The sequence below is a fragment of the Antiquaquibacter oligotrophicus genome (assembly GCF_020535405.1).
Taxonomy (GTDB): Bacteria; Actinomycetota; Actinomycetes; order Actinomycetales; family Microbacteriaceae; genus Rhodoglobus; species Rhodoglobus oligotrophicus.
In genome coordinates, this window is record NZ_CP085036.1 from 1,258,539 (window position 1) to 1,271,382 (window position 12,844).

The 12,844-nt window shown below is 66.3% G+C and carries 12 protein-coding genes; 7 read left to right on the forward strand and 5 right to left on the reverse strand.

The window, feature by feature from the left end; all coding sequences use genetic code 11:
- Positions 1 to 70 precede the first annotated feature (70 nt).
- Genes alr through LH407_RS06295 form a run of 4 tightly spaced genes read left to right on the forward strand, consistent with a single transcriptional unit; the run spans position 71 to position 3,979 of the window.
- Positions 71 to 1,177 carry an alanine racemase gene (gene alr / locus LH407_RS06280; protein ID WP_322134843.1) on the forward strand — a complete coding sequence of 369 codons (1,107 nt, stop codon included), beginning with the start codon at positions 71 to 73 and terminating at the stop codon, positions 1,175 to 1,177.
- Positions 1,174 to 2,097: a D-alanine--D-alanine ligase family protein gene (locus LH407_RS06285; protein ID WP_322134842.1), complete on the forward strand. Its 924-nt coding sequence runs from the start codon at positions 1,174 to 1,176 to the stop codon at positions 2,095 to 2,097. The genes alr and LH407_RS06285 overlap by 4 nt, the downstream gene beginning before the upstream one ends.
- A complete protein-coding gene (locus LH407_RS06290; RefSeq protein WP_322134841.1) occupies positions 2,094 to 3,332 on the forward strand; it encodes a sensor histidine kinase in 1,239 nt (412 codons plus the stop codon). Before LH407_RS06285 ends, LH407_RS06290 begins: the two co-directional genes overlap by 4 nt.
- Positions 3,329 to 3,979, forward strand: coding sequence for a response regulator (locus LH407_RS06295; RefSeq protein ID WP_322134840.1), 651 nt, complete (start codon positions 3,329 to 3,331; stop codon positions 3,977 to 3,979). The genes LH407_RS06290 and LH407_RS06295 overlap by 4 nt, the downstream gene beginning before the upstream one ends.
- Here the strand turns inward: LH407_RS06295 and LH407_RS06300 are convergent, their stop codons facing one another.
- Positions 3,980 to 4,645, reverse strand: a complete 666-nt coding sequence (locus LH407_RS06300; protein ID WP_322134839.1) for a nuclear transport factor 2 family protein — start codon at positions 4,643 to 4,645, stop codon at positions 3,980 to 3,982.
- A 26-nt stretch (positions 4,646 to 4,671) separates the two neighbouring features.
- Positions 4,672 to 5,607, reverse strand: a complete 936-nt coding sequence (locus tag LH407_RS06305) for an NADP-dependent oxidoreductase (RefSeq protein WP_322134838.1) — start codon at positions 5,605 to 5,607, stop codon at positions 4,672 to 4,674.
- Positions 5,608 to 5,676: 69 nt separating this feature from the next.
- On the opposite strand from LH407_RS06305, the gene LH407_RS06310 reads away from it, so the two are divergent.
- The 3 genes from LH407_RS06310 to LH407_RS06320 are packed head-to-tail and all read left to right on the forward strand — an operon-like array spanning position 5,677 to position 7,338.
- On the forward strand, positions 5,677 to 6,624 hold the full coding sequence (locus LH407_RS06310) for a GlxA family transcriptional regulator (protein WP_322134837.1): 948 nt from the start codon (positions 5,677 to 5,679) through the stop codon (positions 6,622 to 6,624).
- A 49-nt stretch (positions 6,625 to 6,673) separates the two neighbouring features.
- The gene (locus LH407_RS06315) at positions 6,674 to 6,952 is read left to right on the forward strand and encodes an ArsR/SmtB family transcription factor (RefSeq protein WP_322134836.1); all 279 of its coding nucleotides are present in this window, start codon (positions 6,674 to 6,676) and stop codon (positions 6,950 to 6,952) included.
- A complete protein-coding gene (locus tag LH407_RS06320; RefSeq protein WP_322134835.1) occupies positions 6,949 to 7,338 on the forward strand; it encodes a VOC family protein in 390 nt (129 codons plus the stop codon). The genes LH407_RS06315 and LH407_RS06320 overlap by 4 nt, the downstream gene beginning before the upstream one ends.
- A gap of 57 nt (positions 7,339 to 7,395) precedes the next feature.
- Here the strand turns inward: LH407_RS06320 and LH407_RS06325 are convergent, their stop codons facing one another.
- The 3 genes from LH407_RS06325 to LH407_RS06335 all read right to left on the reverse strand — a co-directional run bounded on the left by LH407_RS06325 (position 7,396) and on the right by LH407_RS06335 (position 12,841).
- A complete protein-coding gene (locus LH407_RS06325) occupies positions 7,396 to 10,239 on the reverse strand; it encodes a cell wall-binding repeat-containing protein (RefSeq protein ID WP_322134834.1) in 2,844 nt (947 codons plus the stop codon).
- A gap of 173 nt (positions 10,240 to 10,412) precedes the next feature.
- The gene (locus LH407_RS06330) at positions 10,413 to 11,846 is read right to left on the reverse strand and encodes an MFS transporter (protein WP_322134833.1); all 1,434 of its coding nucleotides are present in this window, start codon (positions 11,844 to 11,846) and stop codon (positions 10,413 to 10,415) included.
- 71 nt (positions 11,847 to 11,917) lie between these two features.
- On the reverse strand, positions 11,918 to 12,841 hold the full coding sequence (locus LH407_RS06335; RefSeq protein WP_322134832.1) for an ion transporter: 924 nt from the start codon (positions 12,839 to 12,841) through the stop codon (positions 11,918 to 11,920).
- Positions 12,842 to 12,844 lie beyond the last annotated feature (3 nt).

The window sequence follows — 12,844 nt, forward strand, 5'->3', positions numbered from 1 at the left end:
TCCTGAGGTACCACCGCGATGGCACTGCAGCCCGATGTCGTCCATCGGTGCCGTTTCTAGCGTGGATGACATGATCGCCCTCACCGCCAGCAGCAGCATGCTCACCGAGCCCCGACTCACCGTCGACCTCGACGCCGTAGGCCACAACACGCGCACCCTCGCCAGCAAAACCACACTCATGGCGGTGGTCAAGGCCGACGGGTTCGGCCATGGCGCAGCCGAGGTGGCGCGCACGGCGCTCGCAAACGGAGCGATAGCCCTCGGTGTCGCAACACTCGATGAGGCGATCGCCCTCCGAGCGGTCACCGACGCACCAATCCTCGCGTGGGTTACCCACCGCGCTAGCGACTTCGACGCCGCCCTTCTCGCCGGAATCGAGCTCGCCGTGCCGAGTGTCGACCACCTCGACGCCATCACCCGTGCGGCTCGAACCACCCGCCTGGCGGCCCGCGTCCACCTCCACCTGGACACCGGGATGGCGCGCGATGGCGCGCCGCGAGAGCAGTGGCTGACGCTCGCGGCGGCAGCACGGCGCGCGGAGCGGCTCGGGCAGATCGACGTCGTGGGGATGATGTCGCACCTGGGGCTCGGCGAGAAGCCGGGGCATCCGGCCACCGCCGCAGCGGTGACCCGCTTCGTCGAAGCCGAGGCGGTGCTGCGATCGGTGGGGCTTCGCCCGGCGATCCGCCACCTCGCCGCGACCGCAGCGGCCCTCAATGAACCCGCGGCGCGATTCGATCTCTGCCGCATCGGCGCTGGCCTCTACGGCATAGGCGCGGGCCTGCGCGAGGCGATGACCCTCACCGCTCCCGTCGTGAGTGTGCGCGATGTCCCTCGCGGAACCCCCGTCGGCTACGGCCACAGCTACGTGACCGACCGCGCAACACGCCTCGCCCTCATTCCCCTCGGTTACGCGGACGGCATCCCCCGCATCGCGTCCGGCAACGCGAGTGTTCTCGTGCGCGGTCGTCGCACACCTCTCGCGGGAACCGTCTCGATGGACCAACTCGTCATCGACGTTGGCACGCTCGGAGTCGAAGCGGGCGATATCGTCACCGTGTTCGGGCCGGGAGACGACGGTGAGCCGACCATCGCCGACTGGGCTCGATGGTCGCGCACGATTCCCCACGAGATCATGACCGGCATCGGCTCCCGCGTCGTGCGGAGCGTCGCGTGACCCGCGTCGCCGTCATCGGTGGTGGCGAGAACCCCGAGCACGACGTGTCGCTGGCGAGCGCAGCATCCGTGTGCTCAGCCCTTCGCAGCCACGACCGCTTCGAGGTCGTGGCGCTCACCATCCAACGCGACGGCCGGTGGACGGATGCCCGTGGCGCCAGGATCACGCTGGCGGAGGCGGTCGACGAGCTCCAGCGCTGTGGCGTCGTGTTCCCCGTCGTCCATGGACCGCGCGGCGAGGACGGAACTCTCGCCGCCCTCCTCGATCTCGCTCATGTGCCCTACGTGGGTTCCGGCCTGCGCGCTGGCGCCCTGGCCATGGACAAGGTCACGACAAAACTGATTGCCGAGTCCGTCGGGGTGCGCACGGCCCGCGCCGCTCGTGGCACCTTCCCCGCCGTCGTCAAACCGAGCGCTGCCGGGTCGAGTTTCGGGGTCGCTCGGGTCGACGACGAGTCGGAGCTGACCGCCGCACTCGAGGTCGCGAGAGGGTTCGACGATCGTGTTCTCGTCGAGGAGTACATCGTGGGTCGCGAGATCGACGTCGCGGTGGTGACGCGCGCGGACGGGAGCCGGATGGTTTCCGCGCCGCTGGAGATCGTGGTCAGCGGTGCGGTGTTCGACTCCGAGACCAAGTACGACGGGACCGCCGACTTCCGCGTGCCCGCCGCGCTCACACCCGCCCAGCAGAGCGACCTCGAACGGCAGGCGCTCGCGGTCTACGACGCACTCGGGTGTTCCGGGGTCGCGCGTGTCGACTTCTTCCTCACCCACAATGGGTTCGTGCTGAACGAGGTGAACACGGTGCCGGGGCTGACGGCGCGATCGCAGGTGCCCCGCATGTTCGAGGCGACGGGCATCCCGTATGCCGAGCTTGTGGCGGACCTCGTCGACGCGGCGCTCGGAAGGGTGCTCGCATGAGGTGGGGACTTCGCCCGCTGGATCTCGTGTTCGGCGGAGCCGTGCTCGTATTCGGTTTCGCACGCATCCTGCGTGCCGCGTTCTGGCTGCCCCTCGACCCGTACTCGCTGGTGGTGGGTGCGGCCTCGGTGGTCGCGTCGAGCCTCATCGTGCTCGGGACCGCCGCGGCCGTCACCCTCTACCGTCGTGCGCCCGCCGTCGCTCTCGCACTCGTGTGGTTCACCGCGATCGTGCAGGTTGCAGCGGGTCTCGACACCGCCCTCGTCCAGCTCGCGGTCGTGCTGGTCGCCTACGGCACGAGCCGCTACGGAAGCACCCGAACCGTCGTCGCGAGCGTGGCATCCATCCCGCTCGCCGGCATCGCGGTTGTGGTCTATGCGTGGTTCGCGGGGATCGGCGGAGTGGTGCAGGAATCCGGCCTGCGCGATCTGCTGGGAGCGATCGTCTCGGTCGCGGGCCTCGGGGTGTACGACGTGTCGACGGGGCTCGCGATCGGATTTGTGCTCGTCGCCGCCCTCCTCGGTGCGCCGTGGGCGCTCGGGCTCGTTCTGCGCTTCCGCGAGCGCAGCCGAACGGCAGAACGCGAGCGGGCGGATGCCGAGGCCGACGCCGAACGCAGCCAAGAGCTCGCCGACCTCACCGCCCAGCAAGCCAGACTCGCGCGAGACGTACACGACGTGGTCGGACATTCGCTCGCCGTCATCGTCGCCCAGGCGGACTCGACGCGTGCACTCCCCGACGACGAGCTCGACCGGATCCGATCGGCCGTCGCGAACATCGCGGAGACGGCACGCAAGTCGCTCAAGGACGTTCGCAGTGTTCTCTCCGACGAGGGCCCCGCGGCCGCAACCAATGACGACCTCGACACGCTCATCGAGGGAGTTCGCAGCGGCGGGACCGACGTGGCACTCAAGACCATCGGGTCCGCGCGGCCGCTCCCCCCGGAGCTCGAGGTCGTCGCGTACCGAACACTGCAGGAGCTCCTCACCAACGCACTCAAACACGGCGTCACCGCGGAGGGCATTGCCGTCACCCTCGACTGGCGCCCCGATGAACTCGTGGTGGTCGTACGCAACACGACCGCCGAAACCCCGGGCCCCGGAGGGGGGACGGGCCTCGACGGTGCACGCGATCGACTCGCCGCGGTCGGCGGCACGGTGCACACGGGCCCCGACGGGGCAGAGTGGGTGGCAACGGCGCACATTCCCGTGCGTCGGGAGGGGGCATCCGCGTGATCACGGTTCTACTGGTCGACGATCAGGAGTTGTTCCGCTCGGGGGTCGCGGTGACACTCGCCGCCGAACCCGACATCGAGGTTGTTGGTCAAGCGGCGAACGGCGCCGAAGCGGTGCGACTCGTCGCCGAGACTGCGCCAGACGTCGTTCTCATGGACATCCGCATGCCGGAGCTTGACGGTGTCGAGGCGACCCGGCAGATCTTCGCCCCGGATGCCGCGGCCAAACGCACGAAGCCCGTGCGCGTGATCGTGCTCACGACGTTCAACCTCGACGATCGGGCCGCAACGGCGATCCGGTACGGCGCGAGCGGGTTCCTGCTCAAGGATGCCGCGCCGGAACTGCTCACCGCGGCGATCCGCACCGTGCATTCCGGCACCGCGGTTATCGCACCCGACGACCTCGGGGCGCTCCTCGGCACCGTGCGCGAGGTCACACCCATGCCTGCGGAGTATGAGACGCTCACGGAGAAGGAACGCGAGGTGCTCGTCGCGATCGCTCGCGGACTCAGCAATGCGGAGATCGCCTCGACCATGTTCCTCAGCGAGTCGACCATCAAGACGCACGTCGGCAGCATCCTGCGCAAGCTCATGCTTCGCGATCGTGTGCAGGTCGTCGTGTTCGCCTACGAGCACGGGCTGGTGTAGTTAGAACACCCCGTTGTCGTGCGGGAGGGTCGCCGGCACGGGCGCGATGAGTGTCCAGTGCTCGACGACCGCGTCGCCCTCGACGCGCCACAGGTCGTTGAGGATCGCCTTCGCCTCAGCGGCACGACCCTCGGATCTGGTGAAGACGAAGTCGCCGTCTGCGATCACCGTGTGCACGGCATCCACAGCGTAGGGGCCCGCAATCGCGAGCGCAGGAGTGTGCTCAACCGCGACGGCGGCTCGACCGGCCCCCAGGTGCGCGAGAGCAAGTCCGCGTGAGGCTTCGGCATCCGATGACGAGGGGGCGACAGGCCCATCCACGGCCGCGGTCGCGTCCCCAACGGACGGAGCGAGCGCATCCCAGTGCTCCACGATGCGGTCGCCCTCGACGCGCCAGACGTCAAACCCGACGACGGGAGCCGCGCCGTACCCGTAGTAGAGGCCATGAGTGACCACGAGGTCCCCGTCCGCGAGCACGCGCACGAGTTCATAGCGGAAGCCGTCGGGCAGGCCAGCTAGCAGGCCCCGGATGCCCGGCAGCCCATCGACTCCGAGCGCCGAATGCTGCACGTACACGGGCCCGAAGAAGTCGTCGATCGCGGAGGCATCCTTCTCGCCGAAGAGCCGGGAGACGGCCGTGCTAACGGTGGTGCGTGGGTCGGTCATGATGAAGCCTTTCGTGGGTGGATTGGTCAGTCGACGACGAGGACGACTTTGCCGGGGCCGTGCTCGGTGGCATGGGCGCGAGCGGCATCGGCGAGTGGGTACTGTGCCGCGATCGTCGGGCGCAGTGCGCCGGAGTCGACGAGATGGGAGAGCGCGAGCATCCCCATGCGGTCCGCCTCAACGAATAGTCCCGCCAGTCGCACTCCGCGCGCCTGGGCGCTCGGAGCGAGACCGACGAGGCTTTGCGGCAACGTGGAGACGAGTGTTCCGCCGTGCCGGAGAGTTGTGAGTGCTCGGGCGGGGTAGTCGCCACCGATCGCCTCGAGCACAACGTCAACATCGCGCACCTCAGCCGCGAAATCGGCGCTGCGATAATCGATCACTTCGTGCGCGCCGAGTGCCCGAGCTCTCTCCACGTTGCCGGTCGACGCGACCGCGATGACGTGCGCGCCGCGCTGCGCCGCGATCTGCAACGCAAGGTGCCCGACTCCGCCGGTGGACCCGGTGATGAGTACTCGCTGGCCCTGCGTGAGGCCGGCAGTGTCGACGAGAGACTGCCACGCGGTGAGGCCTGCAAGCGGCAGTGCAGCGGCCTCAGGGTGCGATAGCTGCGCGGGCTTCGGCACGAACGCCCGCGCCGGGCCGACGACATACTCTGCGTACGCCCCGGCACCGCGGGGGAACGGCAGCAGCCCGAAAACCTCGCCACCAGGTTGGTGGATCGTCACGCCCGGCCCGGTGGCCGCAACGTCACCGGAAACATCCCACCCGAGAATGAAGGGCGGGGGCCCGCTGAAGACAGCGGTCCGACGGTTCATGTGGTCGGCCGGGTTGATTCCGGCGGCTCGAACGCGAATGAGAATCTCACCGATACCAGGTTCCGGGCGGGCTACGCGCGAAAACGTCAACACATCGGGGCCGCCGGGCTCGTTTTGTGTGACGGCGAACATCGTTTCTGACACAACTCAACGCTAGGGAGCGCACTCGTTCACACCAATGACCGACACGTCACCTTTCGATACAATCTCGCCATGCACTCAACGTCAGCCCACCTGGTGGTCGTTCTCGCACAAGAGGGCGCATACCCCTTTGAATTGGGCATTCCGTCGCGAATTTTTGGTGCCACCGACAGCGCGTACGACGTTCAGCTTTCTACGCCGACGGGTGAGCCCATCACCACCAACGCCGGGTTCGACGTCGTGCCGAGTGTCGGTCCCGAGATCCTGGCCTCGGCCGACACGGTCATCATCGCGCCGGTGGACCCCCGGATGCTTCGACCGCACCTCACCGTGGAAATGGAGTCCGCCCTCGAGCGAGTGCGCGACGATGCTCGGCTTGTCTCGATCTGCACGGGGAGCTTCACTCTTGCGGCGGCGGGGCGCCTCATCGGACGCACGGCGGCGACACACTGGCAGTGTTCACCCCTCTTCCGGGATTGGTACCCCGAGGTTGAGCTCGACGAAAACGTCCTGTTCAGCGGTGATGGATCGGTGATGACTTCGGCAGGCGCGGCCGCCGGTATCGATCTGTGCTTGCACCTGATCCGCGAGGATTTCGGGGTCGAGGTCGCAACTCAAGCGGCGAGACGGTGTGTGGTTGCCCCGCACCGAGAGGGGGGCCAGTCTCAGTTCATCGAGCGCCCGATTCCGGATGCCCCGGATCTTTCCACCTCGTCGACTCGCGTCTGGGCGCTCGAGCGCATCGCCGACGACCTCAGCATCGCGCGCCTCGCCCAGCATGCGCACATGAGCGAACGAACTTTCGTACGTCGGTTTCGAGCCGATACCGGCCTCGCGGTGGGTGAGTGGATCACACAACAGCGCATCGCAGCCGCACGGCACCTCCTCGAGGCGACCGATTTGAGCATCGATTCCATTGCCGCCGAGGTTGGTTACGCCACAGCGACCTCATTGAGGCGGCATCTCGCATCCCAACTCGGCCTCTCGCCCACCGCCTATCGACGCACCCATCGAGCGTGACGGGCGCCCACCCTTGACATGCAAGCGCTCGCTTGCCTATCGTAGCCCCGTGGTCGAAATCTTCCATGCGCTCGCCGACGGCACCCGTCGCGCGATCCTCGACGAACTCGCCGAACGCGACGAGCAGACACTCTTCGAGATCTGCACGCGGCTCGCGATGAAGCACGGCCTCAACTCAACCCGCCAAGCAATCTCGCAGCACCTCGACGTGCTCGAGAAGGCCGGGCTCGTCCATGCCGAGAAGCGGGGACGCTACAAGTTCCACACCCTCGACACCACACCGCTCGCGCAGATCGCGCAGCGCTGGCCACCCAAGGAGACCCCGTGAAGATCACCGCCATGACCATCTTCGTCGACGACCAGCAGAAGGCCCTCGACTTCTACACGAACGTGCTCGGCTTTGTGCCCATCGCCAACGTGCCACTCGGCGAGCACTCGTGGATCACCGTGGCCTCCCCCGAGGCGCCGGATGCCACGCAGATCTCCCTCGAGCCCAAAGACCACCCCGCCGTGACCCCCTTCACCGACGCTCTCGTGGGTGACGGAATCCCGTGGACCTCGTTCGGCGTCGACGACGTGCAAACAGAATACGAGCGCCTCGTCGAGCGGGGCGTCGTCTTCACGCAGCCGCCCACAAACGCCGGGCCCGTGACCATCGCCGTATTCGATGACACCGTGGGCAACCTCATCCAGATCGCCGGGATGAACGCCTAACGAGCCTTAACGAGTGTGGGGCCCGGCCTAAGCCGAGCCCCACACCGCGTCAATCGACTACTGGCAGACCGCCAACTCCGCGACCTCGGGCGAGAGCGAAGCCTCGCCGCCGAGCAGCGTCACCTCGGAGACGCCCAAGGTGTTGAGGTCGGCGAGCACACCCGCCGTGATGCAGTTACCCGGCACCACGTAGAGGGGCGAACCGCTCGTGGCAGCCCACGCCGAACCGGCGAGCGCGTCGGGGAAGTTGAGCCCCGTCGCGAGGAACGCCTGGTCGGCCGACTCGAACGCGTCGCTGTTGATTGCGCGCGCCGCCTCGTAGCGGTTGGCACCACCGAAGCGGGTCGCATCCGTGATCGCCGCGAGATCGGTGAAGACACCAGCGCTCACCGACGCCTCGCCACCGAGCACGCGGGTCTCGGTTGTGCCGAGGCTGTCGAGCAGGTCCTCCGTTGCCGCGTCGAGGTCCGTTGCCGAACCGCGCACGAGCAGCACGGGTGCGTTCTGCACACCGGCCGCGCCACCGGCGGAGAGGGCATCCGGGAACTTCTCACCCGTCGCGACGTACGCGACCGGCACATCCTCGCCGCCGAAGGCGTACTCGGCGATGTTGCGCGACACCTCGTAGCGGTTGGCGCCCGTGATGCGCACTGTCTCATCTGCGAGTTCCTTGAGGTCGTTGAAGGTGCCCTCGGTCACCGAGAGTGTTCCACCGACGACCACGATCTTCGACGGCTGGAGGCGCTCGATCTCGGCGAGTACGGCATCCGGTGCCTCGTTAGGCCGCACGAGCAGCAGCGGGCCACCCTCGAACGCCGCCGCCGGACCGGCCGACAGTGCGTCAGGGTAGTTCTCGCCGTTCGCGACATAGACGACGGGAGCCGTCTCCGGGTAGGAGGCCTGCGAGATGTTCACGCCGACCTCGTAGCGGTTGGCGCCACCGATGCGCTCAGGCTCCGCCGGAATCACCGGCAGATCGACGGTTGTCGTCGTTCCGGTGGACGGCACGGTGATGGTCAGCGGCAGAGTGCTCTGCGTCGTGAGCGGAACCGTGATGGTCACGGATGCCCGGCCAACCTCATCGGTCGTGTCCACGATCGACGGGTCGATCGTCGCAGAGCCGAGCAGCGTGCCCTCGGAGCTGACGTTGACCGTCCCGGTGCGCGGACCATCCTGCGAGAACAGCAGCGACGACAGCGAGAGGGTCACCTCGTCACCCACACCAAAACCGTCACCGTCTGGCGTCGGAAGCTTCACGCCAACGGCGCGCTGCGTGTAATCGGGTGAGACGACGGGGAACTCCTCGAAGTACTCGACCATGCTCTGCAGATCGACCTTGCCGGAGTCGGCGGGGTTGGTGCCCTGCGCGAATGCCCCGAAGTTGTCTCCGCCGGAAGCGAGGAACGAGTTCATCGTCACGCGGTACGTCGCGGTCGGATCGAGGGGAGTGCCGTCGAGCCAGACCTGCGTGATGCGGCTGCCAGCGGCAGCGGTGGCGTCGTAGGTGTAGGTGAGCCCCTCCGAGATGCCGAGCTTGAGGAAGGGACGCGCCGCGCCGGATGGCTGCCACTGCTGCTCGAGCACGAGCTTGATCTGGTTACCCGTCATGTCCTTCGTGACGAGCGTGTTGGCGAACGACTGAACAGCGGCGCCCTCCGAGTACGTCACGACACCCGTCCCGTCACCGGGGGTGGTCGGGTTGATGGCGTACTTGAGGTCGGCACGCAAACCGCCGGGATTCATGAAGGCGATCTGGGATCCGGAGTCCTCCGTTGCCCACAATTGCACGTCGGCGACGAAGTTACCGAGAGTCGATTCGGCTCCGCGGTTTTCAGCGCCTCCCGATTGCACACCGCGGTTGAGATCGGCAGTGATGTCACCGAGCTTGACCGAGCCGCGCTCGCGCGCGACGGCCACAGCGTCAGCCACGATCTGGGCGACCTCGGCGTTCGGAGCATACGCACCGAAGAGGTTCTTAATCTCGGTCGTGAACGACACGATCTCACCGCTGTCCGGGTCGATTTGGATGGCGGAGTGAGCGAACTTCTCGCCGTACTGACCGGACGAGATCACGGGACGCGTCTTGTCGGTACCCGGGATCGGAACGGTGTGGTTGTACGCGAGGTGCGTGTGGCCGGAGATGATGGCGTCGACGTTCGCGTTGGCGCCGGTGACGATGCGACCGAAGGGCGAGTCATCCGTCGCGCTCGCAATGTTCGTTGTCGCCGCACCCTCGTGGACGAGCAGGATGACGACATCTGCCTCGCCGTTGGCCGGGTTTCCGTCGCTCAGCTGGTCGGCCACCCGGTTCACGGCCGGAACCACCGGCCCGACATCGATCGAGGCAATGCCCGCCGGGGAGACGAGACTCGGCAGCTCTTCGGTGACCGCGCCGACGAAGCCGACACTCACGCCACCGAAGTCCTGCACGAAGTACTCCGGGAATGCTGGAGTGCTCGTGCCCTTTTGGTACAGGTTCGCCGCCAGGTAATCCCAGTCGGTGAGCGGCTCAATGCGGTTGACGACATCGTCAACACCGTGATCGAACTCATGGTTGCCGAACGAGCTCGTGTCGAGGCCCATGACGTTGAGGGCTTCGATCGTCGGCTCATCCTGCTGGATGAACGAGGTAAAGGTCGAGGCGCCGATGAGGTCGCCCGCGCCAACGAACAGAGTGTTCGGGTTGGCCGCGCGGTAGGAATCGACCATTCCGGCGAGCACTGCCGCGCCGGCGATGGGCGAGGACGCTTCGAGCCGACCGTGGAAGTCGTTGATGCTCAGCAGGTCAACGGTGACGGGGTCTGCGGCGTGTGCGGCCGGCACGGTGCCGACCGCAGTGAGGGCCAGAGCGAGGACAGCCGCTGGGGCAATCCTCCTCAGAACGGAACGGGAGGATCGCATTGTTCTCCTTGTGTGAGATCTGTTGCAGCACGAGACGCCCCCTCTTTGGGGGGCTAGGCCCGAGCATAGACAGAGCGGTCTCGCCTTGTCGAGAGCTCACAGCAATAGTTCACACGACGGTAAAGAGCAGGTCAGCGACCGTTCGCGAGATTGTCCGCCGGTCGGATGCCGTGCTAGCGCGGCCCGTCGGTCAGACCCGCGACATCCGCTGGCTGGTCCGGTGCCGGCACCTCGTCGGGCTTCACGGACTCGGTCTGGCCCGCGTACTGCGCCGAAATCCTGCGGTAGGACTTGGTGAAGAATGCACCGATCGCGGCAAGCACCATGACGAGTCCCGCGACGAGGAACACGAGCGCGATGCCACGCGCTTCGCCGTCACCGAGCAGCCAACCGAAACTTTGGCGGCCGGCATCCGTGCCCATAAACGGGATGATGATGAACTCGGCGATGGGCGCGATGAGGAACGCGGTGATCGGCGCTGCTGCCGACTCGAAGGCCTGGGCGAACCCGAACACTCGACCCTGCGTGCGGAAGGGCACAACCTTCTGAATGACGGTCTGCTCTGCCGCCTCGACCGCGGGGATGATCGCCATGTAGACCCAGATTCCGAGCGCGTACAGCCACCACCACTCGCGCAGGGTGAAGGTCGCGCCGAGGAATCCCATGAGCATGACGAGCAGCAGCATGGTTCGGATCGGATTGCGACCGAGACCGAACTTGGCGATCACCAGTCCGCCGATGATGAAGCCCGTTGAGGTCACGCCGAGCACAACACCCCACAGCTCGACGGGGAACAGCTCGAGCCCGTACGGGTCCATGAGCGCCATGTAGACGCCACCGATGAAGTTGTTGAACGTCGAGAAGATGATGAGCGCGAAGAGTCCGGTCGCAGCGCGGACGGCCGTGATGCTGCCCCGGAGGTCGATGAATGGGGCCTTCTCTGGCACGTGCGGTTGTTCCTCGGGAATGCGGAGGAAAAACAGATGGATGAGCGCCACTGCGGTGAGAGCGATGGCGATGAGCATCGTCCACCCCATGCCGAGGAGCCCGACAGAAAGCCCACTGAAGACACTCGTGACCATAAACGCCACACCCTGGACCGTGCCGACGAGACCGTTCGCGTTGGCGTGGCGCTCGACGGGAACGAGGAGCGTGACCGTCGTGGAGAGGGCGATGTTGCGCATGTTCTCGACCACCGCGCCAAAGAGGATGACGCCCGTGAATATCCAGAACATCGGTCCGCCGATGTTCAGCAGTGAGCTCTCCGGGAAGAAGAGGTAAAGCGCGCCGGCAACGGCGAACGCCCCGAGGGTGACCGTGCCGGCAAAGATCATGACGGCGTACTTGCGGTGACGGTCGACGATCGTGCCGAACACCATGGAGAACACGGCGACGAGCAGCATGTAGGCACCGCCGATGACGCCGGTCGCGAGAACGGACCGGGTCTCGAGGTACACCCAGAAGGTGAGGGCGAACCAGAGGTAGCTCGTCGTGATGTTGGCGATCGCCGTGTTGACGAGCACTTGGTAGAACGTGCGGAGACCGCCGGCTGGCGGTTCGTGCGCGGGGGTCTGGGGAGTGCCGGAATCGTCCGTCGTCGAGCTCATAGTCCCCTCACCTTATGTTCACAGCGTTCACATGTCGAGTCGCTCTACGTTATCGCGAGCATCCGACACGCTCAGCTCGAGGCGAGACGGTCCAGTTCCTCGCGGATTCGACGCAAGTGGTCAGGCGACACCTTGTAGCCGGCCTCGACCTCGGCCAGGCGCGTGCGCAGTGCCTGGAGCTCCTCCTCATGGGGGCTGATCGCGGCCTCTCCCCCCGGAGCGGAATTCTTCGCAACCTCCTCGCGCGCTTGGTCCATCGCGTTGATGACGATGCCGATGAGCACGTTGAGCACCGTGAACACGATGAAGAACATGTAGGTCAAGAAGTAGAGGAGCGCAAACGGCGTGACCTCGAGACCGCTGAGGAAGGCATCCGGAAAATTCTCGAGGGTGAGCATGACCGTCAGCGTGAGAAATGCGGCTCCGACGTTGCCCCACCGCTCGGGGTCCGCCGCGCCGAACAGGTACACCCCCGCCATGGCATAGATGAACATGAGGAAGCCGATGAGCACGGCGAGGTTCGCGAGCGGGGCAACCGACTTGACCATCGAGATCATGAGGATGCGCGCCTCCGGCAGGAAGCGGAAGATGCGGAGAATGCGGAGCAACCGCACGAGCCGGAAGATGACCGTGCTGTTGTTGAGGAACGGAATGAGGATGACGACGAGGAAGTCGAACACGTTCCAGGGGTTGCGGAAGAACATCCACGGTTTGCGCCCATACGACACGATGCGCAGCACAAGTTCGACCGAGTAGAAGATGATCGCGAAGAAGTCGACGGCGCGAGCGATCGACACGACGGTGGGGTTCACGTCATCGAAGGTCAGGATCGCGAGAGACACCGCGTTGGCGAGGATGACCGCAATGACAACGATCTCGAACGGGTCGCCGTACATGATGCGGGCGAGCCACCGAATTCGGTAGGCGGGGAGGGTGACTTCGGTGTCGCTGAACAGCCCGGGGCGCGCGGTCGCCCGGGATTGATCGGTGGTCATGAC

Bases quoted from the DNA above. Each gene is read 5' to 3' on its own strand.
- alr (WP_322134843.1), top strand. From the start codon at position 71: ATGATCGCCCTCACCGCCAGCAGCAGCATGCTCACCGAGCCCCGACTC.
- LH407_RS06300 (WP_322134839.1), bottom strand. From the start codon at position 4,645: ATGACCGACCCACGCACCACCGTTAGCACGGCCGTCTCCCGGCTCTTC.
- LH407_RS06310 (WP_322134837.1), top strand. From the start codon at position 5,677: ATGCACTCAACGTCAGCCCACCTGGTGGTCGTTCTCGCACAAGAGGGC.
- LH407_RS06290 (WP_322134841.1), top strand. From the start codon at position 2,094: ATGAGGTGGGGACTTCGCCCGCTGGATCTCGTGTTCGGCGGAGCCGTG.
- LH407_RS06335 (WP_322134832.1), bottom strand. From the start codon at position 12,841: ATGACCACCGATCAATCCCGGGCGACCGCGCGCCCCGGGCTGTTCAGC.
- LH407_RS06325 (WP_322134834.1), bottom strand. From the start codon at position 10,239: ATGCGATCCTCCCGTTCCGTTCTGAGGAGGATTGCCCCAGCGGCTGTC.
- LH407_RS06330 (WP_322134833.1), bottom strand. From the start codon at position 11,846: ATGAGCTCGACGACGGACGATTCCGGCACTCCCCAGACCCCCGCGCAC.